This window comes from Rhizobium sp. Leaf453, from assembly GCF_001425605.1.
Lineage (GTDB): Bacteria > Pseudomonadota > Alphaproteobacteria > Rhizobiales > Rhizobiaceae > Pararhizobium.
This window is the reverse complement of the sequence record NZ_LMRG01000010.1, coordinates 141,827-164,088: the sequence shown is the minus strand read 5'-3', so window position 1 is coordinate 164,088 and position 22,262 is coordinate 141,827. Positions and strand designations below refer to the sequence as shown.

At 59.9% G+C, this 22,262-nt stretch carries 24 protein-coding genes and 1 pseudogene; 8 read left to right on the top strand and 17 right to left on the bottom strand.

What is annotated here, in order from left to right; genetic code table 11:
• The 3 genes and pseudogenes from ASG68_RS31395 to ASG68_RS31910 form a co-directional block, all read left to right on the top strand.
• A pseudogene (locus ASG68_RS31395) lies at positions 1-80 on the top strand (DUF736 domain-containing protein); the annotation flags it as partial.
• Between the two features lie 314 nt (positions 81-394).
• Entirely contained in the window at positions 395-559 is a 165-nt protein-coding gene (locus ASG68_RS31915) for a hypothetical protein (protein WP_200951805.1), read from the top strand.
• Positions 560-862: 303 nt separating this feature from the next.
• On the top strand, positions 863-1,033 hold the full coding sequence (locus ASG68_RS31910) for a hypothetical protein (protein WP_200951804.1): 171 nt from the start codon (positions 863-865) through the stop codon (positions 1,031-1,033).
• Between the two features lie 41 nt (positions 1,034-1,074).
• Here the strand turns inward: ASG68_RS31910 and ASG68_RS13240 are convergent, their stop codons facing one another.
• From ASG68_RS13240 to traC, 5 genes are all read right to left on the bottom strand, one after another.
• Positions 1,075-1,287 (bottom strand): WGR domain-containing protein, encoded by a 213-nt coding sequence (locus ASG68_RS13240; RefSeq protein ID WP_320416516.1) that lies wholly within the window; start codon positions 1,285-1,287, stop codon positions 1,075-1,077.
• 972 nt (positions 1,288-2,259) lie between these two features.
• Complete coding sequence (locus tag ASG68_RS13230; RefSeq protein WP_413814013.1) at positions 2,260-2,685, bottom strand: thermonuclease family protein; 426 nt, start codon at positions 2,683-2,685, stop codon at positions 2,260-2,262.
• Positions 2,686-2,854: 169 nt separating this feature from the next.
• Positions 2,855-4,858, bottom strand: a complete 2,004-nt coding sequence (gene traG, locus ASG68_RS13225; RefSeq protein ID WP_062609852.1) for a Ti-type conjugative transfer system protein TraG — start codon at positions 4,856-4,858, stop codon at positions 2,855-2,857.
• Positions 4,845-5,060 (bottom strand): type IV conjugative transfer system coupling protein TraD, encoded by a 216-nt coding sequence (traD, locus tag ASG68_RS13220; protein ID WP_062609850.1) that lies wholly within the window; start codon positions 5,058-5,060, stop codon positions 4,845-4,847. Before traD ends, traG begins: the two co-directional genes overlap by 14 nt.
• 4 nt (positions 5,061-5,064) lie before the next feature.
• The gene (gene traC, locus ASG68_RS13215) at positions 5,065-5,361 is read right to left on the bottom strand and encodes a conjugal transfer protein TraC (protein WP_062577436.1); all 297 of its coding nucleotides are present in this window, start codon (positions 5,359-5,361) and stop codon (positions 5,065-5,067) included.
• A gap of 254 nt (positions 5,362-5,615) precedes the next feature.
• Here traC and traA point away from each other — a divergent pair, with 254 nt between their 5' ends.
• The 4 genes from traA to ASG68_RS13195 are packed head-to-tail and all read left to right on the top strand — an operon-like array spanning position 5,616 to position 11,295.
• Positions 5,616-8,942 carry a Ti-type conjugative transfer relaxase TraA gene (traA, locus tag ASG68_RS13210; protein WP_062609848.1) on the top strand — a complete coding sequence of 1,109 codons (3,327 nt, stop codon included), beginning with the start codon at positions 5,616-5,618 and terminating at the stop codon, positions 8,940-8,942.
• Positions 8,939-9,505 (top strand): conjugative transfer signal peptidase TraF, encoded by a 567-nt coding sequence (gene traF / locus ASG68_RS13205; RefSeq protein ID WP_082554015.1) that lies wholly within the window; start codon positions 8,939-8,941, stop codon positions 9,503-9,505. The genes traA and traF overlap by 4 nt, the downstream gene beginning before the upstream one ends.
• Positions 9,495-10,658: a conjugal transfer protein TraB gene (locus ASG68_RS13200; protein ID WP_062609844.1), complete on the top strand. Its 1,164-nt coding sequence runs from the start codon at positions 9,495-9,497 to the stop codon at positions 10,656-10,658. The genes traF and ASG68_RS13200 overlap by 11 nt, the downstream gene beginning before the upstream one ends.
• A 16-nt stretch (positions 10,659-10,674) precedes the next feature.
• The gene (locus ASG68_RS13195) at positions 10,675-11,295 is read left to right on the top strand and encodes a TraH family protein (protein ID WP_062609842.1); all 621 of its coding nucleotides are present in this window, start codon (positions 10,675-10,677) and stop codon (positions 11,293-11,295) included.
• A gap of 167 nt (positions 11,296-11,462) precedes the next feature.
• Here the strand turns inward: ASG68_RS13195 and ASG68_RS13190 are convergent, their stop codons facing one another.
• The 3 genes from ASG68_RS13190 to ASG68_RS13180 all read right to left on the bottom strand — a co-directional run bounded on the left by ASG68_RS13190 (position 11,463) and on the right by ASG68_RS13180 (position 12,835).
• On the bottom strand, positions 11,463-11,837 hold the full coding sequence (locus ASG68_RS13190; RefSeq protein ID WP_062609840.1) for a DUF5615 family PIN-like protein: 375 nt from the start codon (positions 11,835-11,837) through the stop codon (positions 11,463-11,465).
• Positions 11,834-12,466, bottom strand: coding sequence for a DUF433 domain-containing protein (locus tag ASG68_RS13185; RefSeq protein WP_062609838.1), 633 nt, complete (start codon positions 12,464-12,466; stop codon positions 11,834-11,836). The genes ASG68_RS13190 and ASG68_RS13185 overlap by 4 nt, the downstream gene beginning before the upstream one ends.
• Before the next feature lie 120 nt (positions 12,467-12,586).
• A complete protein-coding gene (locus tag ASG68_RS13180; RefSeq protein ID WP_062609836.1) occupies positions 12,587-12,835 on the bottom strand; it encodes a helix-turn-helix domain-containing protein in 249 nt (82 codons plus the stop codon).
• 286 nt (positions 12,836-13,121) lie between these two features.
• Between ASG68_RS13180 and ASG68_RS13175 the strand changes: the two genes are divergently transcribed.
• Positions 13,122-13,412, top strand: coding sequence for a transcriptional repressor TraM (locus ASG68_RS13175; protein WP_062609834.1), 291 nt, complete (start codon positions 13,122-13,124; stop codon positions 13,410-13,412).
• A 2-nt stretch (positions 13,413-13,414) separates the two neighbouring features.
• Here the strand turns inward: ASG68_RS13175 and ASG68_RS13170 are convergent, their stop codons facing one another.
• The 9 genes from ASG68_RS13170 to ASG68_RS13130 all read right to left on the bottom strand — a co-directional run bounded on the left by ASG68_RS13170 (position 13,415) and on the right by ASG68_RS13130 (position 22,259).
• Entirely contained in the window at positions 13,415-14,119 is a 705-nt protein-coding gene (locus ASG68_RS13170; RefSeq protein WP_062609833.1) for an autoinducer binding domain-containing protein, read from the bottom strand.
• A gap of 285 nt (positions 14,120-14,404) precedes the next feature.
• The gene (trbI, locus tag ASG68_RS13165) at positions 14,405-15,688 is read right to left on the bottom strand and encodes an IncP-type conjugal transfer protein TrbI (RefSeq protein WP_062609831.1); all 1,284 of its coding nucleotides are present in this window, start codon (positions 15,686-15,688) and stop codon (positions 14,405-14,407) included.
• A gap of 11 nt (positions 15,689-15,699) precedes the next feature.
• On the bottom strand, positions 15,700-16,140 hold the full coding sequence (gene trbH, locus ASG68_RS13160) for a conjugal transfer protein TrbH (protein ID WP_062609829.1): 441 nt from the start codon (positions 16,138-16,140) through the stop codon (positions 15,700-15,702).
• A 3-nt stretch (positions 16,141-16,143) separates the two neighbouring features.
• Positions 16,144-16,956 (bottom strand): P-type conjugative transfer protein TrbG, encoded by an 813-nt coding sequence (trbG, locus tag ASG68_RS13155; RefSeq protein WP_062609827.1) that lies wholly within the window; start codon positions 16,954-16,956, stop codon positions 16,144-16,146.
• 17 nt (positions 16,957-16,973) lie between these two features.
• On the bottom strand, positions 16,974-17,636 hold the full coding sequence (locus ASG68_RS13150; protein ID WP_062609824.1) for a conjugal transfer protein TrbF: 663 nt from the start codon (positions 17,634-17,636) through the stop codon (positions 16,974-16,976).
• Positions 17,637-17,655: 19 nt separating this feature from the next.
• Complete coding sequence (trbL, locus tag ASG68_RS13145) at positions 17,656-18,837, bottom strand: P-type conjugative transfer protein TrbL (RefSeq protein WP_062602067.1); 1,182 nt, start codon at positions 18,835-18,837, stop codon at positions 17,656-17,658.
• Entirely contained in the window at positions 18,831-19,031 is a 201-nt protein-coding gene (gene trbK, locus ASG68_RS13140; RefSeq protein WP_062602065.1) for an entry exclusion protein TrbK, read from the bottom strand. Before trbK ends, trbL begins: the two co-directional genes overlap by 7 nt.
• Entirely contained in the window at positions 19,028-19,831 is an 804-nt protein-coding gene (gene trbJ / locus ASG68_RS13135; RefSeq protein ID WP_062609822.1) for a P-type conjugative transfer protein TrbJ, read from the bottom strand. Before trbJ ends, trbK begins: the two co-directional genes overlap by 4 nt.
• Positions 19,803-22,259 carry a conjugal transfer protein TrbE gene (locus ASG68_RS13130; RefSeq protein ID WP_062609820.1) on the bottom strand — a complete coding sequence of 819 codons (2,457 nt, stop codon included), beginning with the start codon at positions 22,257-22,259 and terminating at the stop codon, positions 19,803-19,805. The genes trbJ and ASG68_RS13130 overlap by 29 nt, the downstream gene beginning before the upstream one ends.
• Between the last annotated feature and the right edge of the window lie 3 nt (positions 22,260-22,262).

The window sequence follows — 22,262 nt, the reverse complement described above, 5'->3', positions numbered from 1 at the left end:
ATCCGATCTACGCCACGCTGGCCGAAGTCGAAGGCGAAGACGGCCTGCAGTTGATCTGGTCGCGCCCCAACCGCGACTGAGGTCCTCGAGGCTCCGCCCATCCGGCGGGGCCTCTCCCGTCAAAGTGAGAAGCCGGGACCAGGCATCGAGCCAGGTTCCGGCTTTTCGGTGCCATATGGAAACGGGGATAGCCGCTCAGATCGCCCGATGGTGCCGGGTCGGGCCGGCGGCATCAAGGACGAGCGGTACCCCCAACTTCGCGCCGCCGCCTGTGGCGCCAACACGAAATCGGTTCCCCCACCCGCCGCCTCCGGCGGTCGCGTTGCGATCCCTGACCCCGCCATCCCGTCCCGCCCCGCGAACTCGTCTTTCACGAACTCAAGGAGATGAGACCATGACGATCGAACAGCACATCGAAGAACTGCGGGCAGAGCTGAACAACGCATGCGATGCGGCCGAGCGCCGCCGGATCGAGGTCGAGCTCGAACTCGCCCAGGCCGAACTCGCCGTGCAACTGGCCGAGCAGGTCGGCGCCATCGAGGCCGAGCCGCCCTTCTGAGGCGGCTTTTCTCTTATTCAAAGATCAGCCTGTCCCGATTCCAGCGACTGCCGCTGAGGAACATCGAGCTGTCGCATCTCTCCTTTCGACAGGGCGGCCATCTACATCAGGGATGTTGCAGCCCTTGCGTCACGCCGCAACCTTGCGCCACCAGAATTTTCCCCGCCGCATGCGGCTCCTCGCGCAATCAAAACTCAGGCGGCTCCAGGTTCTCCGCTCGCGCTTCGACCGTTCCGGTGCGGCCCTCCTTCGAGGTCTGCTTTTGATCCCCGCGATACCAGCAATTAGAAAGGAGAACCCACCATGCAACGACTCGCAAAGTTTCTCGCAGCCACCGGCCGCCGGCTTGGTAATCTCGGCAAGGTGATCTGTCACTTCTTCCGCAAAGGAAAGCTCGGGCTGAAGCTCGCGATCAAGATCCCGTTCTTCATCGAGATCGAGGTCGTTCGAGACCACTGGAACCTGCGCGAATGACGCGCCGGGGCCGCCTCAGTGGCCTCTCGTGTTCATTCGGGCTATCGATGCTGTTGTTCCTGGCTGAGGGAACGCTGCGCAATAGTCCGCGGTCGATAGCCACGGGCCCTCTTCTGCCGCGTCAGGTTGAGGAACAGTCTGACCGCTTCTTCCTCCCGCCCGAAATGATGGATCCTCATTTGCCCCAAGGTCCCGATCCTCCCCCATCGACGTATCAGACAGGTTTCTCCGAACAGAGACGTGGAAATCTGCATGGCGTAGAAACGGGCCATGTTCTTCGCGGCGTCAGTTCGCTCGATGTAGAGCTGGTAGGGTTGCGTGACCATATTCATAGAGTCGCCGATCACGGCCAGAGCGTCCAACGACATATGTGAATCGAACAACTGCGACCGATTCATTTCCGTGAAGAGTGGGGTTCGGGCGAGGCGCCGACGGCGCACGGCTCTAGTCGCGCTGCGACCGGAGCCCGCACGCGGTCTCCTGCCCGATCGGGTCATGATCCTCTCGCAGCAATAAGCATGCCTCTGCCAAATGTCGTTGTCCGGCGACAGCTGAAAGGCCTCATGGCCATCGGAGATGGCAAGCGGTCGCGTCCCTTCAGGACGCGGTTCTATCTCTTTCTGACCTCCCATTTTGCACCCGCCGTTACGGCGTCGAGGACATCGCGGCCCCCTCCAATGTTCCCTGCACCGCAAGCGGCACAAAGAAAATCGGCTCCTCCGCTCGCCGCACAGCGGCCGCGTTCCGCGGTCCCTGACCCCTCACGGGCTAAGGTGCGGACCCTTTTGTCAGAAACGAAAGGAGACGCTAATGACAAAGCATCAAATCACACAGCTGGTTAGCGAAGACCGGAAACTGCGGATCGGCAGCCGACCGCGATTGAACATTTGCGCAGCAGCTTCGATGCTGAAGTTCATCTCCCCAAGGAAATCTCGCGCGAGTTTCTGTCTGCGTCGCTGCTTTGGGCAATCGACAATATGGTGGATTTCCGCTTGTTCCACGAGGGCGACAAGATCGTCATCGCGCATTTCGGCGGTGATGAGATTTACCCCCCCCTCCCGGTGGTCCGACAAACGATAGCATATCGGCCTTGAGGACAAGGAGCCTTTTGACCCGGGCGATTGAGGTCGAGACGAGAGCGGCTTTCCGCCTCTGGTCTTTGCCTTTTCATGTGAGGTGTTCCAGCCGGACCGACCGGTCGGAACGGCCATGAAAGGAGATAGCTGTCATTGGCCCCCGCACCATCCGTGTCGCGCTCCGTCCCACGATCGCGCCAGCCCTTCATTGATCAGAATACCGCCCAGCGAATTGCCTGCGCGAGACACAGTTCGAAGTTTACGGCCGTACTTGTCTTCGTCACGGAACCCGGCCGCAAGCGAGAATTTTCCAGCGTTGAGCAACGACAGCAGACGGGATTTTGCCGCCTCACCTTTGAGCCGTTCAGCCTCGCAGCGGGGCGGGCTGAGTTCAGGCGTATCAATATCGGCGATGCGGATTTTCTCGCCCCCGAACCAGAAGGTGTCGCCATCGACGACGCAATTCGTCCGATGGCTGTCGCTGCACAACACGAATGGCGCAGAAAGCGTATCTTGCCCCGGCGTTCTGGCGAAGGCTGCGATGCTGTCGAGATGGCCGCTGCGATCGAGATACAGCCAACCGGCGGCGCCGATCACCAGGGCCCAGACAATCGCGGTCGGAATGCCTCTGCCGCGATCGGGACGGTGACGACCCGGCGTCGAGCGCGACGCGCTGAAGCCGGCGCGATTGTTCGCGACCTTCCGAATTTTCCTGAACGGTATGACGTTCTTTTGCACCAAGCTTTTATCCCTCTTCGCCGGCAGACGTTACAGTCGGTTTGGTTTCATCGGTGTTTACCGCAGGTGTCGAATTCGAAGCTTTCTTCCCTCTTCCACCCATCGAATGAAACCGGTTCTCGCCGGCGCAGGCCCTCATATCTTCACGCCGGAACCAGATGGCGCGGCCGCATCTGAGGGGCGCGTTGCCGGCCGTGAAGACGATCTGTTCGTCCGCCCGCATGCGCAGAACTTCGTGCGGCTGGATCAGCGGTCGTGCCGCGAGCTGCTTCGAGCGCGTTCGTGACGACCCTTTCGCTTGGAAACTGCGGCTGACCTGGTCGATCTCGACCGTCGTCATGCCGCAGCGTTTAGATAGGTACTCAGCGGTTTCCGGATCGTTGATCGCGGCGAACGAGATCCAGCTGGCACTCTCGAACCACTTGCTCGCCGCGTCGCGGCCTCCATAGGTCTCGCGCATCTGGCCGATCGACTGATAGACCATCGTGAGCGTGATCCCGTATTTGCGTCCTGCGTCACGTGCCGTCTCAAGAATCCGGAGATAGCCGAGGCGTGCAACCTCGTCGAGGAGAAACAGGGCGCGCCCCTTCATCTGTCCGTCGCGATTGTAAATCGCATTCAGAAACGAGCCGATAATGACGCGCGCAAGACCGGAATGGGTCTCCAACGTTTTGAGGTCGATGTTGATGAAGACGTCCGTGTTGCCGGCTGCGATGTCGCTGGTCGAGAATTTCTTGCCAGACACGAGGGCGGCATAGTTTGGATAGGAAAGCCAGTGCGTCTCCTTGACCGCATTGGCATAGACGCCGCTGAAAGTTTCCGGTGTCATGTTCACGAAGGCTGCGACATTCTCCTTCACGAAATCCGAGCCGGAATTGTCGTAGATGTCTTGCAGCCGCTTGCGCAATGTCGGTTCCGGCTCCGAGAGATTCATGCGCACCTGCCGAAGCGTCTGTTCCTTCTCATCCGTGTGGCCGGATAGGCAGACATCGGCGACGAGCGCCGTGAGGAGCTGAAGAGCTGACGCCCGGAAGAAGTCGTCACGGACTCCGCGCGCGCCTCCGCTGTCGCTCATGATCCATGACGCGACGGAGGCGATATCCTCTTCCTTCGTACCTCCAAAACGGCCGACCCAGTCCAGGACGTTGAAGCCGACGTCCGGCTTCCTTGGATCGAGGACGAACACGTCCCTCCCCGCTCCGGCGCGATGCGCGGAGGCCATCGGTGCGACCTCGTTCGATGGATCGAGCACGATCAGCGTGCCGCTCCATTTGAGCGCCGTTGGGATCGTTACCGACGTTGTCTTGAAACCGCCGGAACCGGCAAAAACGATCCCGTGCGACGAGCCGAAGGAGCCATCAAAGCACAGCAACGGCGACTTGCCACCGGCGCCCCATGTCTCGGCGCCGTCGGCGCGAAACGCTTGTGCTGCGACAATGTCTTTGTCGACCCTATAACGCTCGCCGATGACGATACCGCCAGTATCGGGAAACAACTTTGCCGCCTCTGTGAGCTTCATCCAATCCGCTTCGCCATGGAGCGCCCGCTTGCCCTGAATGCGCTTCGGCTCGGCCCGTGCGAAGGCCGCATCGCCGATGAGCGCAACGCGGAGTGCGAAGCAGGCACACATGAACGCTGCGCCCACTCCGATCGCTGTTGCTGGATCGAGAAACGCGAAGATCGTCTTGTCGGCCGGCGGCACCGTCATGAAACCGGCAAGGCGCATCGTTTCGCGTATAGCCGCGATCAGGATCGTCTCGATGCATCCCGCAACGACGCCCCAGCCTGCCTGCTTGATGTTGATCGAGCCGGCGCTCGCGAACAGGAACAGAAATCCGATCGCCGCACTGGCTACATAGGGCAATGCGATCCCCGCCCGTCCCCATGCCAGTCGCTCGGCCTCGGTCTTTCCGAAGCCTGAAAGCCACTGCTCGATCCCGGTCATTCCGATGACGACCAGGATCATCAGCGTCCATGGCACTATGACGAGCGCAATCCTATTGATCGTCATTGCCGAAGGCCTCCACGCCGATTGCAGTGAGCCTGGACCGCTCGCTATCGTCACCCTTGATGCGGCGGGCTGCATCGATCAGCACGCCAAGCAACAGTGCGCGCTTCTCGTACCGGAGCCCGGACTTGACGATCAGGCCGCCGAGTTCGATCTTTTCGCGCGTGTCCTTCTTGCGGGCATCGGATGTCATCGTCCTCGCCATACGCTCAAGCCTCGCCAACGCTGCCCGCACCCGCGCCAGACGCGTCCGCCGGGGTCGACGCTTCTCCGCTTCTGTCGCCGGCGCCTTTCTTCCCTCCGGTCGTAGCGCCCTGCCCTCCGCGAAATCGCTTGGTCAGTTGCTCAAACGCTGCCTGAAGTTCCGCCTCGTCGATCTCGATCTCGCCAAGGCCGGCCTTGAGCGCGAGCCTGCCGATCCGCTCGGCTTCCCGTGTCTCGGCGATCTTGAGCTGCTCCTGCAGCTTGACGATTTCGTCGCGGATTTTCGAGGATGGCTTCTTCATGTCCAATCGTCTCCTGGGTGAGAAAGCTTGTCTTTCGAACCCAGTTTTTCGGAACAGAGTGCGGAACGCATTACTGTGAATCCTACAATCGCCAAGGGCGATGCTTTCGGGAATGATCCCGGCCGTTCCGAAGGAGCGGCTTCCAAGGGCGCAATTATACGTCGCTGACGCGACGCCCTTGCTTGAGGTCTGATCAGGCCTCCCGCTCCCGACGAACCCATTGATTTCGTTCGCAACCGGGAAAGAATTCCGCCGTGGCCGTCCCTCACTTCTCCGTCAGCGTCGTCGCCCGTGGCTCCGGCCGCAGCGCCGTCCTGTCGGCGGCCTACCGGCACTGCGCCAAGATGGAGTTTGAGCGGGAAGCCCGGACGATCGACTACACGCGAAAGCAGGGGCTCCTGCATGAGGAGTTCGTGATCCCTGACGACGCGCCGGAATGGCTTCGTTCGATGATCGCCGACCGGTCGGTGTCCGGGGCGTCCGAGACCTTCTGGAACAAGGTCGAAGACTTCGAGAAACGATCAGACGCTCAACTTGCCAAGGATGTCACGATCGCCCTGCCGATCGAGCTGACGGCCGAGCAGAACATCGCGCTCATGCGCGACTTTGTGGAGCGGCACATCACCGCGCAGGGCATGGTCGCGGACTGGGTCTATCACGACGCGCCAGGCAATCCTCACGTCCACCTCATGACCACGTTGCGGCCGCTCACCGAAGACGGTTTCGGTTCGAAGAAGGTCGCGGTGCTCAGCCCGGATGGCAAACCACTCCGAAATGACGCCGGCAAGATCGTTTATCAGCTGTGGGCCGGTAGCGTGCAAGATTTCAATGTGTTTCGCGATGGTTGGTTTGCCTGCCAGAACAAACATCTGGCGCTTGCCAGCCTGGATATCCGCATCGATGGTCGCTCCTTCGAAAAGCAGGGTATCGACCTCGAGCCAACCATTCACCTCGGCGTGGGCGCCAAAGCCATCGAGCGCAAGGCTGAGCAGACCGATCAGAGGCAGGAGACCTCGCTCCCCAAGCGCGAACGCGTCGAGCTTCAGGAGCAGCGCCGCGGCGAGAATGCCCGCCGCATCCAGCGCCGTCCGGAGATCGTGCTCGACCTGATCACGCGGGAGAAGAGCGTCTTTGACGAACGCGATGTTGCGAAGGTCTTGTATCGCTATGTCGACGATGCCGCTCTGTTCCAAAGTCTAATGGTGAGGATCCTGCAGAGCCCGGAAGCGCTGCGGCTCGAGCGCGAGCGGATCGATCTCGCGACCGGCGTTCGGTCGCCGGCGAAATACACCACGCGCGAGATGATCCGGCTTGAGGCAGAGATGGCCAACCGCGCGATCTGGCTCTCCGGTCGCGCCTCCCATGGCGTCCGTGAGGCGGTGCTGCAGGGGACCTTTGCGCGTCATGCCCGTCTGTCGGATGAGCAGAGAACGGCGATCGAGCATGTCGGTGAGGCCACGCGGATCGCCGCCGTCGTCGGCCGCGCAGGGGCCGGCAAGACCACGATGATGAAGGCTGCGCGCGAGGCGTGGGAAGCGGCCGGCTATCGTGTGGTCGGCGGAGCGTTGGCTGGCAAAGCCGCCGAAGGACTGGAGAAGGAGGCGGGCATCCAATCTCGCACGTTGTCATCGTGGGAGCTTCGCTGGAACCAGGGTCGCAATCAGCTCGACCACAGATGCGTCTTCGTGCTGGACGAGGCCGGCATGGTGTCGTCACGCCAGATGGCGCTGCTCGTCGAAACCGTGACCAGGACCGGCGCCAAGCTCGTCCTTGTCGGCGATCCGGAACAGCTTCAACCGATCGAGGCGGGCGCCGCCTTCCGCGCCATTGCCGATCGTATCGGCTATGCAGAACTCGAGACAATCTATCGCCAGCGCCAGCAATGGATGCGTGATGCCTCGCTCGATCTCGCGCGTGGCAATGTCCGCAAGGCTGTCGATGCCTACACCGCTCATGGTCGATTGATCGGTTTGAGACTGAAGGACGAGGCCGTCGAAAGCCTGATCGCGGCTTGGGACCTGGACTACGACCCTTCGAAGACTAGCCTGATCCTCGCACACCTTCGCCGCGACGTCCGAATGCTCAACGATATGGCGCGCGCCAAGCTGGTCGAACGCGGCGTCGTCGCAGACGGATTTGCGTTCAAGACGGAGGATGGAATTCGCATGTTCGCGACCGGCGACCAGATCGTGTTCCTCAAGAACGAAGGCAGCCTTGGCGTCAAGAACGGCATGCTGGCAAAGGTACTTGAGGCCGCTCCCGGCCGGATTGTTGCCGAGGTTGGCGAAGGCGAACACCGCCGCCAGGTCGCAATCGAGCAGCGCTTCTACAACAATCTCGATCACGGCTATGCGACGACGATCCACAAGAGCCAGGGCGCGACCGTCGACCGGGTTAAGGTGCTTGCTTCCCTCTCCCTGGACCGGCATCTTACCTATGTGGCTATGACCCGCCATCGTGAGGATCTCGCCGTCTATTACGGCAGTCGCTCCTTCGCCAAATCCGGCGGCCTCATCCCGATCCTGTCGCGCCGAAACGCCAAGGAGACGACCCTCGATTATGAGAAGGCGTCGTTCTACGGCCGAGCGCTGCGCTTCGCCGAGACGCGAGGTTTGCATCTCATGAATGTCGCCCGGACGGTCGCTCGCGATCGCCTCGAATGGACCATCCGGCAGAATCAGAAGCTGGTCGATCTCGGCGTTCGTCTCGCCGCTATTGCAATGAAACTTGGCTTCGTCGGCAGCTTCAAAAACTCCCCAATCCAGGATCCGATCAAGGAGGCCAAGCCCATGGTATCACGCATCACCACTTTCCCGAAATCGCTCGAGCAGGCTGTTGAAGATAAGCTCGCTGCCGATCCCGGTCTGAAGAAACAATGGGAGGACGTCTCGACCCGCTTCCACCTCGTCTACGCGCAGCCGGAAGCCGCCTTCAAGGCGATCAATGTCGACGCCATGGTCAAGGACCAGTCGGTCGCGCACTCCACCCTCGCGAAGGTCGCCGGCGCCCCCGAAAGCTTCGGTGCGCTGAAGGGCAAGACGGGTGTTCTCGCCAGCCGTGCCGACAGGCAGGACCGGGAAAAAGCCATCGCCAACGTGCCGGCGCTCGCCCGAAATCTTGAACGTTACCTGCGTGAGCGGGCCGAGGCCGAATTGAAACATGAGACGGAGGAGCGCGCGGTCCGGCTCAAGGTTTCTGTCGATATCCCGGCGCTCTCCCCATCTTCCAAGCAAACGCTCGAACGCGTTCGTGATGCGATCGATCGCAACGATCTCCCGGCTGGCCTCGAATATGCTTTGGCCGACAAGATGGTGAAGGCCGAACTCGACGGTTTTGCCAAGGCTGTGTCCGAGCGCTTCGGAGAACGGACGTTCCTGCCACTGGCGGCAAAAGATACTGATGGCAAGACATTCGAGACCGTCACAGCAGGCATGACGGCAGGCCAGAAGGCGGAGGTCCAATCTGCGTGGAATTCCATGCGTACGGTCCAACAACTTGTCGCTCATGAACGAACGACCGAGGCGCTGAAGCAAGCCGAGACGCTGCGGCAAACCAGGAGCCAAGGACTCTCGCTGAAATGACGGCGGGAGCTGGAACGCGCCGGGCGATGACCGCGCAGCAACGACGAGCCGCCGGGATCATTTTGATAGCCGCGTTGGTCGCCATACTGGCGATTGGCACAGCCCTCGCCGGCGGTTACCGCATCAATCTGACACCGAGCGAGCCACTCGGCCTGTGGCGCATTGCTCCGCTCTATCGCCGCGTTGTTGTCAATGACCTGGTGTTCATCTGCCTACCGGCAATGGCGGAAATGCGGGAGGCACGAGCGCGTGGCTATCTCCGTTCCGGTTCCTGCCCGGGCGGTGTCGCGCCGCTGATCAAGAGGGTGATCGCCGTCGCAGGACAGCATGTCGAAATCGGCGCCAACGTGACCGTGGAGGGTCGGGAGGTTTCCTCTTCCAGTCTCGCATCACGAGATGGAACTGGTCGGCCATTGTCTCGGTTTCCGAGTGGCATTGTCCCGCCAGGATTTGTCTTCCTGCATTCCGCGTTCCCCAGCTCCTACGACTCCCGATATTTCGGTCCAGTGCCCGCCTCCGGTGTTCTCGGCCTGGCGCAGGAGGTACTCACCTATGCGCCGTGAGTACATTCGGTCGACGTTGCTGATGTCCGCTTCGATCGCGATCGGCGTGATGGCGTGGAGCGGCCATGTGACTCTATTGCCGGTCGCGATGGGGTTTCCCATTCTTTGGTCGCTGTCGCGGACGAGATTGCTGGCGGCGCTTGTCTCGGCCGGATACTTCCTAGCCGCCTCACGGGGGCTGCCGCAAGGCGTGGCTGCATTCTATTCGTCCAATATCTGGCCGGGCTTGTTGCTCTGGCTTTGTGCGTCCATGAGCTTTGTCATCGTGCATGCCATCTTCTGGACGAAGAAGGCTGGCACTCGTCCGTTCCGCTATCTCCTTGCGGCCGTCATCATGGCCATCCCGCCGTTCGGCATCACGGGCTGGGCGCATCCCGTCACAGCCGCGGGTGTTCTGTTTCCGGGATGGGGATGGTGGGGACTTGGCTTCATGACAGCTGGCCTTGCGGGTCTCGTAACCCGCTTTTGGCCAGCTGTCGCCATCGCCTTGACTGGCTTTTGGCTGTGGTCCGCCGCTTTCTGGACCGATCCGAAACTAGCGGAAGCCTGGCGCGGCGTCGATCTGCAGTTGGGCGTTTCGCTCGGCCGAGACGCCGGTCTTCAACGCCAGCGTGACATGATCGCAACGGTGCGTGGCGTGGCCAGCGATGGCGCCCTCTATGTGGTGCTGCCGGAAAGTGCGCTCGGTTTCTGGACGCCGACCGTGGAGAGGCTTTGGACAGGCATCCTCCGCGACGGCAATGCGACGGTCATCGCTGGCGCCGTGCTGCTCGACGCTAGGGGCTATGACAATGTCCTCGTCGCGATCGACAGGAAGGGCAGCCACATTCTCTATCGCGAACGCATGCCGGTGCCCGGCTCGATGTGGCAGCCGTGGCGGTCCTGGCTCGGGGAGAGCGGCGGCGCCAGGGCAGATTTCTTTGCGAACCCCGTCGTGTCGATCGGTACCAGCCGGGCAGCACCGCTGATCTGCTACGAGCAATTGATCGTTTGGCCGATCCTCCAGTCCATGCTCCACGATCCGGATTTTGTCGTTGCCGTCGGGAACGGCTGGTGGACCGAAGGGACGTCGATCGTTGCCATTCAGCGCGCCACCACCACCGCATGGGCAAAGCTCTTCGCAAAGCCGCTCGTCATTGCCTTCAACACTTGAGAGAAGAGGAGACACCATGCTCGACGCCGCCCTGATAAAAGAATGCGCAGACCCTTCCCTGAAGCCCGCGATCATCGAACAGTTCGTGATGGCCGCGGGCTCGCCTGATCCCCTCGCCGTTACCGTCAAATCGGGTGGCCGATTGATCCTCGTTCCGAAGGCCGCATCGACTGAGGAGGCGATGGCGATCGTTCGCCAATACGCTGGTCAGGCCGTCGTTCGCGTTGGACTGACCCAGTTCCCCGCTGGCGTGGGAGTGAAGGAACTGGTGGATCTGGAACCCGACCTTGTCGATGCCTGCCAAAATCTGCGCAAAGGCACGGCGATGTTCGCCAAGGTCCTCAGGATCGTTGCGAAATGGTATGGCAACCCCCCGAGCAAAGACGTCTTCCCGCAGATTTTCGAGGATGCGATTTACGCGTGGAAGACTGGTGAGTTTGAGGGTGTGAGCGTGTTTCAGGCGGAGGATCCGGGCGGGGGACTAGGCAACCAAAAGGAACTGCAGGCCGATAAATCGGAGGCGGATACGGTCGATGGCGGGGTTCCCCTGCAGACTGACGCAGAATCCGTGGACGAAAAGACAATTGGCGCTACTGGGATACGGGTAAACTTATCTCGCATCGGTGGTCAGCCGTAGCGCTGAGGTCTTCTTCCCTTGAGGGATGTTCGATGATCGAAATCGCAGCGTGGGGCCGAAAGCATCAAAGTAGTGTGTTTCCAACGCATGAAATTAGTGTGAGCCAGATATATTGCGTCGGCGCACCGGGACTCGGATCGATCTGTCGCAATTGGCGGGAATTGTGTTTACTCTGGTAATGCATACCGCGTCAGCAGTGCCTCGCCCTCTTCGATGGCAATCTCGATCACCTCGTTCACGAGATCTGGAGAAGCGGCGAGTTCCTGAAGAACGAGCGTGAACAATTCCCGCTGCTGCACCGGCAGAACCTGCGGCACTATGATCACCAGGCCAGCGTGCAGATCCTCTCGCGCATGAAGTTTCCTGAAGTCACGGGCGTTGTTCGTCACGAAGGTAAAGTCTTCCGCGATGATCCGAGGCATCAGATCCCAATCGGTCTCGCCGCTCAGGCCCAGCCAATTGACGTGGAAGCAATCGTGGCCGTGCTCTTGAGCCACAGCCACGAGAGATGTGTGCAGGCATTCATCGACGAGAAACTTCACGAGGCCGTGCTCGATGGCTCTTTGGTGCCGGCCCTTCTAAAGGGCAAGCGCTTCACTGATTTCACGCTCAATCCCTGCTCCGACAGCTTTCGCGGCCGCCCACGGGCAGGATGAGCTGCTACCCAGATTTCGGCGAGGTCCACCATGCGCGCAGTGAGAGCCGGATAGCCCTCGACGATCTCGTCCGTAGCAGCGCCTTGCAATTTCATCGCAGCGATTGTTCGGACTGGAACGCGCGTGCCTTTGAAGACCGGCTCGCCGCCAACCACGCCCTTCACGCTGTGTATGATCTTGTCCGCTTCCCTGAGCGCTTCGCCACGTGCGGCCAAATGCTCCCGCGCTCTCGCGACGTCGACGATCAAATAGTCGTCCGCTCTGACCGTGTCCGCTTCAGGATTTTCGTCGATGGCGGCAAAGAGACGCTTCCGGCGTTCGGCGGAAAGGATCGAGCCGACGCCGAACCAGAGCTTCAGGCGCAACAGATCGTCGTCAGTGATCGCACGGCTTCGGTGGTTGGTAGAGGGGCTTCCAATGATCCGTTTGTCGATTGCGTTGTGGACCGCCTTAATGCCGATCTCACTCACGGCAGCAGCCTCAGTGGGTGTGTATTCGCGAAGTGCTGCAGCCATAATTATTCTCCTTAAAAAGAATATATATGATGCGCGAGAAATTCGCAATGTGGCTGGCACAAATGAATTCTTATCATTGCCGGCAGGGCATGAATCGGGCGGTTCGAAAGACAACTTGTCTTAATCATCAAGCTCGGCGGTTGGCATCTGTGGCTCTTCCGGGGGCCGCTTCAGCAACTCACAAGCTTCAATTCCCAAGACCGTCGCCAAACGGTCAACGACATCGATGCTTGCATTGTAGACGCTACGTTCTAGCGAACTGATGTAGGTGCGATCGATGTCCGCGCGATGCGCGAGTTCCTCCTGGGACAAGCCTTTAGCATGCCGTACAGATCGCAAATTTCGCGCAAATACCTCTCGAATTTCCATGATCGAGAGAACAGCGGCTTGATGAGTATTCTACCACGGAGTATTCTCTACAACTCGAGGAAAGGCCGTGTCCTATGAGCAAATGTGCAAGACAGCGTCGTCCAGATCCGTGCACCGCTTCAACGTCGTTGGCGAGACGCGTGATGAAATCGTACAGGATGCAGTTGCCCCGCCTCCAGAAATCTTAGATGGATGACGGTCAGTGGTACTGTAGTGGCGGCCAACCGATACAATTAGCCCGCAGATTTAGGTCGGGGCTGCAGAGAGTGAAGTCAGGGAGAAGCGGATGAACGATGTGGGCTCATCTCGCTACAATTCGATGCAAGAGTCAGAACTGGAGGCTCTGGCGATCGCTGCGATCAAAGAGCACCGCCAGCTTATTGTTGCCGACGAAGCTGTCTACGAAGAGTGGACCCGCGCTTCATCTGATCCCGCAGTGTCGAGCGCCGTACTCGAGAGCTTGCAGCGAGAATATACCGCGCGCCAAGAGAAGTCCGCGGCCCAGCAAGAAGAACTTTCGGAAATCATCGATGCGCTCGGGTACGTCCCTGATGTTGCCCCAGATGTCGACAATTGACGCTATAACAGGCCGTGGTCCTTGGCGATCGCAACGAGGTGGGGAACGGTCGCCGCTTCGAGCTTCTCTCGCGCCTTATCCAGGTAGTGCTGCACTGTCCTTGGATTGATGCCCGTCAGGATCGCGGTTTCTGGAGCAGTTTTTCCCTTCGCCGCCCACTTTAGGCACATTGCCTCTCTTGGTGAAAGCAACCGCTTCGGCGGAACAATTGTGGTCGCAGCAAGCATTTTCAGGCGGTAGTGGATCGCCAGAACCGCACGGATCGCTTTCTGGCAATCTTGAAGTTTTGAAATATCAGCCGTTTGGGCTGACGATGCAAATGTCAACATCATCGTCGAGCCGAAACTGCCTTCGACTGGTATAGTCACCCCGCTGCGAATCCCGTGATTGATCGCCTGGTCGCGAAACAGCCTGAGTTCGGATGTTCCACGAGAAGGCCAATCGTCTGCTGTCCACGGAAAGATCTCCATGCGGGTCTTTGCTTCCCAAACGACCGGGTCGATGCGGGAATAGTGGCTTTCGAGATAAACGCCCTGCCATTCTTCCGGATAAGAGTTGAATGTGCGGATCTCCGACCCTTCGGTCTGCAAATATGCAAACCGTTCAAAGCCACAAGCGTGTGTGAATGTCTTTAAAGCACTTTTGATCATGCGCTCGTCGTGCGCGGCCTCTGTCATATCGATGAGTGAGCGAAGGTCACCGTCCACTGGCTTGTCTCCTACTGAGCAGCTGCGAGCCCCGATATGGCCCATATTGGCGTCGCAAAGATCGAGGTGCCTTGGCCGGCCAGGCAACTGGTTTGTTGCTATGGCAATCGCACCCGCCTTTGGGCGCGAAGCATGCTAACGGTCGTTGCGCCCACCAGATTTACTCAGCTGCAGCGAGTATTCCAAGTCCCAAAGACATAAAACATGACTCTTGCCACTGGATTATTTGGCGCATCTGCCCGGCGCTTGGGGGAGCCCGGCAGATTGCGCGATTTAGCCGCGATATTATGACGGAAAAATGATGTCCTGATCGACGAGGACATTAAACTTGTAGCCCGGACGAATGTTGATCGTCGGCTGAACGTTCAGGTTTTTCGATATCGTCTCTTCCGCAACACGACCGAAGCTCTCGGCAAAATTTCGCCGTGCCGCGTCGGAGGCTGTATCCTGCGTTGCCAGCGTCGAACTCTCAGGCATCGACATATCGATACCCGTCCCGATGATTGCCACCAGGGCTGCAGAACCGAATGTCCTCCAAAGATGGCGGTCGACCTTGTCCTGGAAGCCGCCATACCCTTCGGGGTCTGTGCCCGCCATACCACCGATCTGCAGGGTAGATCCGTTCGGGAAAATGAGGTCCGTCCAGACGACGAGAACACGTTCCTGGCCGAATGAGACCTTGGAATCGTAGCGACCGAAGAGCTTCGCTCCCTGGGGTATGAGAAGACGATAGCCGGTTGCGCTATCGTAGACATTCTGGCTGACATGAGCAGTAATCCGGCCTGGCAGGTCGGAATTGAGGCCGGTGATCAATGTCGCCGGGATGACCGAACCGCGCTTCAATTCATTGGGTGACATCTGCGGCACGACCTGGTTTGGCAGATAGCCGAGATCCTTGATGTCCTGATTGAAAAAATCCTCTTTCGACGTCTGCCCGTTCTGATCGCCGTTCTGTCCCATCAGGCCGGATTTCATGGCGGCGGCATAAAGGTCTGTTGCGCTGTTCGCCACGGCATTTCTCGGCTGGCCGCCGTTGTCATTGGCGGAGTTTGCAGCTTTCTCGACATCGGAGATGTCTACCTTCTGCGGCGAATCGAGCGCCGCGGAACGAGCCTGGAAACGCGCCATCCGCTGCCGCTGCGCCTCGCGCATATACTGTTCATCCTGCTCGCGCTTCAGGCGAGCCTTCCACTCCTCTTCGGACTCGAGCCTTTGTCGGCGGTCTTGTCGCTCAACTGGTCGGCGCTCGACGACGGGCTCCTGCTTTTCCTTCTTCTCCACGACGACGGGCGTTGGCTGAAACACCTCCTGCTTTTCTGGCTCGCCGATGATGCCGTCAGTTACGCCCCGTTTGAGCTGGTCGCCGAAACTGGTCGCAGGGGTGTTGGAAGCCCCCTCGATGTCGCCGCGATTGAAGGAAAGCCCCCGTAGCGACAGACCAATCACGACGACGCTGACGAACAGAACGATGACGATGATGGCGACGATGATCGGCAGGCGGTTGAGTCGGCGCATGCCATTTTGATCGTTGGCCTGAGCTGACGCGCCAAGTTGGAGCGACTGGACCATATTGCTCTCCGTCAGTTGCGCTGCATGATCGAAAGCGGACTGGCCGGCGTGGCGCCGGCGGCTGTTGGCGTATAAGCCCGCCCGAGAGCGATCGAAGGTGTCGAGACTCGGGCAAAGACTTCGCCGTCGAAGCTCTCGATTGCATAAGCAAGTTCAACCGGCTTCACGTCTTTGGCGATCTTGCCGTCGGTGACGACCGTATAGCCCCACCCTTTCAGCGCCGCCTCGAGGGCGGTCGCGAATTCCGACCTGTCCTTCTCCAATTTGATCGTGGTCGCAGCACCGGCGGGACCGATCTGCTCAGCCAGACGGCTTGCCATGTCACCGGCGATCGCGCTTGCCACGGGTCCGGAGACGGCGAGCGGGGTTGAGCTGGTGGTGAGTGCGTCGTCGGTCGTTTGGCAACTGGAGAGCAGCGCGGTGGCGATGAAGAATGCGAACAGCTTCCGCATGGTTCAGCCTCCCCGCCGGATGGTGATCTTCTGCTGCCTCCAACCGACACCGGAGACGAGGATTGCTTTGTCGATCGCATAGTCGACGGTCATCATGTTGTTCTTCATGCGATAGTTGACGATGCGGTTCTGGCCGCCCGAGACGACGAAGAGCACCGGCGCATCCTGGCCGGCAATCGACTTCGGGAACTGAATGTAGGTCTTCACCCCGTCCGAATAGACCCGCTTCGGCTTCCACGAAGCACCGCCGCTGATTGAATAGGAAAAGTTCAGCTTGTCCGGCGCCGTGCCGGGAATGCCTCCGGTTTCGAGACGGGCATTGATGTCGGCGAGCTTGGTGGATGTGTCCTCGGGGTACTCGAAACCAACGCGCGCCATGTACTGGCTGGGATGGGACTTGAGCTGGATATGATAGGTTCGCCGTGACGTGGTGATGACCATCGAGGTGAGAAGATCTGGCTCCGATGGTTTGACGATCAGATGGATAGCCTGTCCGCCCGTCGCGCCTGAGGTGGCCGGCTCTACCTTCCAGCGCACGGTGTCACCGACGAGGACGTCGCGAACGATCTCGCCTCCCTGAAGTTCGATGTCGCAGACCTGTAGAGGAGAGCAGACGACGGACGGCTGGGTCTCGCCGAACAGGAAGATGACCTTTCCGTCCGGACCTGTCGTGACCAGTCCCGGCGTGCCGCGCCACTTTCTGGAAAGATTTGTTCCTTTTACCTCGTTGCTCGTCATGCTTTGCGCCTGCGCGCCCGCCGCAAGCAAGAGTCCGGCGAAGCAGCCCGCGGCTGCGATCAATCCCGTTTTTTTCATTGAAAGAATCCCTGCCCTTAAAGCTGTGCTGTCCAGTCGAAATCCCGGACGTAGAGGCCGATCGGATTGAGGCGGATCGTCGCCTCATCCTGTGGCGCGGTGAGCGCGACCGTTGCGATGCCGCGGAAACGGCGTGTGCCGGTTTCCTTGCCCTTGCGGTCCCGCTCGTATTCCGTCCAGTCGATCTGATAGGTTTGGTTCGAAAGCGCCACGATGTTGTTGACCTCGATGGCAACCGTCGAGGACTTTGCCTTCTCGAACGGAGAATTGCCTCGAAACCAGGCGTTGACCTTCTCGGTTGACGGATCGGACGTGCGAAGAAGGGCGTAGGTGCGGTCGATATATTGCTTCTGCACCACCGCATCCGGCGTGATCGAGCGAAAGCTCGTGACGAAGTTACCGAGTGTGGAGCGCACCACGCGGACATCGGCATACTCGATCTGCTTGGGGAAACCTGCCGTGACCGCAGTTCCGAGCTTGTCGACCTCGACGATGTAAGGCACGAGCCTGACCTGGGTGCTGAGATACATCGCGTAGCTGAAGCCGATGACGGCCATAACCAGACCGAGGACACCAACAATGCGCCATGCGGCTGCGGCCTTCACATAGGAGCCATAGCGTTCGCTCCATTCCTGACGGGCGGCAAGATACGGGTTTTCCGGGGTGCGGTTCGCTGCCATTTATTCTTCCCTTGCTCGATTATGGTTTGTCGTTGCGTTCGGGAGGAGGCTTCGGTCCGCTATGACCGCCGCGCTGTTCATCGAGCTTCGCATTGGCCAGTCCGAGAATGGACCCGGCATAAGCGCCGGGAGAGCCGATTGCCTTTTCCTTCGCGGCAGATCCGGCTGCTTGCGCGCCGGAAGTGAAGCTCGCACCCACGCCGCGAAGAGCGGCTCCTGCAACGGATGAACCGCCAGCTCGTGCAGCTTGAGTCGCTGCAAACCCCGCGCCGGCAGCTCCGGCGGTGAGGAAGCCAGCACCGGCGGCGAAAGACGCCGCCTGCCCGCCGTGGCGGATCGCTTCCATTCCTCCGGAAACCGATGCGCCCTGGACGACGCCCTGGATGATGTTCGGGACGTACATGGCGATGATGAAAACCACGACGGAAATACCGGCGATGGCCAAGGTTGTGACGAACTGATCCGACGAGGCAGTCGGAGCTTGAGCGAGCCCAAGCAGGACGTTCGATCCGATCTTGGCGATCATCACCAAGGCCATGAGTTTCATGCCGACGCCGAAGGCATAGACGAGGTATCGAATGGCAAAGTCTTTCGTGAAGGAAGAGCCGCCCAGTCCGAGCATGATCATGCCGGCGAGCAGGCCGACATACATCTCAACCATGACCGACACGAAAATCGCTGCGACCAGTGAGAAGCAGATAACGACGATGCCCATCGCCAACACCGCCGCGATCGCAAGCGCATTGTCTTCGAACACCCCGAACTGTGCCTGCTCCGACATCTGCGAGGCGACCCGGATGCCTGCATCGAACACTTCGGCGGGCGACGCTGAACCAGTGCCGGCGCCAATCTGGAAAAGACTGTCAACCACCGCTCGCGCAAAGGTCGGACCTTGGGTCAGAACGAATGCGAAGAACCCGATGAACATGATCCGCCGCACCAGTTCGGCGAACCAGCTGTCCAGCGAGGCCGATTGGATCGCCAGCCAGACGGCCGCAATGCCGACCTCGATCGTTGCGAGAATCCAGAATAGGGATTTCGCCGCCTCCATGATGGTGGTCTCCCACCCCTTCGCAGCGGAGGAGACCTGATTTTCCAGTTCCGTGAGGACCTGCCCCTCCTGCGCGAATGCGGGAACAGCATAGGCGAGGAAAAAGAGACCTGTAATCAGGAAAGAACGCGCAACAGTTACCTTCACCATCTCGGGCGCATCTCCTGGCCTTCCTTGATCGGCGGCAGTTCCTTGTCGGAGCCGAAGAATTTTTCCCGGACGGCGCGCTGCTCCTCGGTGAGCGCAGGTATTCCTGTGTTTCGGGAATTGACGATCAGCACTGTCGCTGCAGATGATGCAGCGGCAACTGCCAACAGCAAGGCAATCAGGATGGAGCGGCTCACCAACGCGGCTCCATTTTCTGGCCTTCCGGAACGCTCCTGACCTCGGCGTTGAAGAACTTTTCCCGCCGCGCCTGCGCCAGGTCCTTGTCGGTCTGTTCCGTCTGCAGCCAGGTTCCCATCATTGTCATCTGTTGGGAGACGAGACCGCGCAGCTTCTGCATTTGCGCGACTTGCTGAACGGCGATCTCGTGGCCGATCTGCAAAGCCTTCATCTGCCCGTCAGCCGTTTCGGACATCGACCGCAGCGAGGACATCGTATCTTCCTCGCTATCGAACTGGTCGGCCGTGAGGCTAGCCGCTTTCAGCGAGCTGGCGATCGTGTCCCGGTTGGTGTTCGACCAGGACTGGTAGGTTGAGGAGAACGTTGCGTTATCAGGCAAATTCGTCTTGAGATCGGCATAACTCTGAAAGCGCTGCTGAAGAACGTCGTCCGCATTCCCCATCGAAAAGGCGATGCTCTCTCCCTGGTCGACGATGCTGCGCAGCTGGTTGAGGTCGCTTTCGACCTGCCCCCAGACATGGTCAGGAAGCTGCGCAGTGTTTTGCAGCATGTTCTCGTAGATCTTCAACTGGTTCTGGATCTGCTCTGCAAGCTGGCTGATCTGCGTCAGCTGATTGTCGACCTGGATGCCGGAGCTTTTCATGAGATCTACGAGCTGCGCATTGTTGGCGAGCTGCGTCCATTCCGTCGCAGCGCCGGTGGCTGTCCCGGCTTGCACCGGACCTGCGGTTACGATCGTGAGCGAGGCGGCCGCCAGGCATGCAAACCATCTATACGTACTTGAGTAGCGATGCGGCATCGTGAACTCCTCTCGTTTCAAGCCAGTGGATCGGCCAGTCGCGGCCATGTTCGGATTTCAGTCCGCGGATGCGTTTAAGGTCCTCTTTGCTCGACGCGCCGACAAAGCTCAGCGCGACTGGCCCAAGCGACATGTTGAAGAGCCGCCGGCCTTCTGGCGTGGCGACGTAGTATTCGCGCTTCGGCATGGCGGTCGCGACGATCTCGATCTGCCGCTCGTTGAAGCCGATGCGCTCGTAGAATTCACGCGTCCCAGACTCGCGGGCGGCGCCGTTCGGAAGGCAAATCTTTGTCGGGCAGGATTCCTTCAGCACGTCGATAATCCCGGATCGTTCTGCATCGGAGATTGATTGGGTCGCGAGAACGACGGCGCAATTCGCCTTGCGGAGCACCTTGAGCCACTCGCGAATCTTGTCGCGGAATACAGGGTGGCCGAGCATCAGCCACGCCTCGTCGAGCACGATCAGGCTCGGCGACCCATCCAAACGTTTTTCGATCCTGCGGAACAGGTAGGTCAGCACCGGCACGAGATTGCGTTCGCCCATATTCATCAGCTGCTCGATCTCGAAGGTCTGGAAGGCGCCGAGTGTGAGGCCGTCCTCTTCCGCATCGAGGAGCTGGCCCATCGGGCCATCGACGGTGTAATGATGCAGTGCGTCCTTGATTTCGCGTAGCTGCACGCCGCTGACGAAATCCGAGAGCGACCGACCGGATGCGCTCGCCATCAGGCCGATCTGTCGAGAGATAGCGTTGCGATGATCTGGGGTGATGGTGACGCCCTGCAGGCCGACCAGCATCTCGATCCATTCCGTCGCCCAAGCCCGGTCGGCATCACTTTTGAGTTCGGACAATGGGCAAAAGGCCAACGCCCTCCCCTCTTCGGCATTGTCGCCGCCGATCTCATAGTGATCGCCACCGGCTGCGAGCGTCAGGGGCAGAAGTGAACTGCCTTTGTCGAAGGCGAAGATCTGCGCATGTTCGTACCGGCGAAACTGTGCGGCGATCAGGGCGAGCAACGTCGACTTGCCAGAACCGGTCGGCCCGAAGATCAGCGTGTGGCCGACATCATCGACATGCAGGTTCAGACGAAACGCTGTCGAGCCGCTCGCAACCTGCATCAAAGGCGGGGAATTCGGTGGGTAAAAGGGGCATGGCGCAACCGGGTTTCCGGACCATACCGAATTCAGCGGAATCAAGTCGGCGAGATTGCTGGTGTTGATCAGCGGCTCACGGATGTTGCAATACCAGTTGCCCGGCAAGCTACCGAGATAGGCGTCGGTGGCGTTGAGCGTTTCGATCCTCGCCGCAAAACCCTCCGCCTGGATCAGCCGGCGGACCCCTTCCGCTTTCTCCTGCAGTGCCTCGCGATTGCTGTCGAACAACACGACGACCGGTGTGTAATAGCCATAGGCAACCAGCTGCGACGAGGCCTGCGCGATGGCATCTTCGGTCTCGGCCACCATGGTCATAGCATCCTGATCGACGGATCGGCTTTGTGTCTGGAATATCTGGTCGAAGAACGGCCGGACCTTCTGCTGCCACTTCTTCCGCGTGCGCTCGAGCTTTTGCCGGGCTTCCTCGGCATCAAGGAAGATGAAGCGTGACGACCACCGATAGGTGAGCGGCATCAGGTCTAGGCTGTTCAGAATACCGGGCCAGCTTTCGGCCGGCAGACCGTCGATCGCAACGACGCCGAGGAAGCGGTTTTCGACCTTCGGTGTCAGTCCGTGCTCAAGCTCCGCGGTGGCGATCCAGTCGAGATACATCGGAACATCGGGAAGCCTGATCGGATGGCTCTCGCCGGTAATGCAGAAGCGGGCGAACTGGAGCAGCTCGTCGTATCGGGCAGTTCGCTCCCCTCCCCTTTCGACCGTTTCGCGGGTTTCCATTCGCCGGATCGAAAGCGTGTTGGCGAGATACTGTTCGATTTCCCGGATCGCATTACGAAACACGAACAGAACTGTGTCCGCGTAGGATTTCTTCCGGCTCTCCTCGTCCGAATAGATGTATTTGCTGAGTACAGTCTTCTTGGACTCAAGTGCCCGGTAGGTCAGGATCAGCGCATGCTTGCTCTCGAAATGCCCCTGCTCGCGCGCGAAATGCGCGCGCCGCTCAGCGTCGATCGCGCGGGTCACCGGATCGGGGAAATGGCAACGGTCTTCTGTGGGATAGTCGACCGTCGGAATGCGGATGGCCTCAACCTGGATCATCCACCCGCTTCCGAGCCGCGACAGAACGGCATTGATCTGCCTCGACAGCTCGTTCCGCTCGAGGTCGGTCGCGCTTTCGGAGTCCGGGCCAGCGAAATACCAGCCGGCCATCAGACTTCCGTCCTTCAAAAGGAGGACACCATTGTCGACGAGCCCGGCATAGGGAACGAGATCGGCAAAAGATGGTCCGGTCACCCGGAAGCGTTTGAGAGCTACCATGGG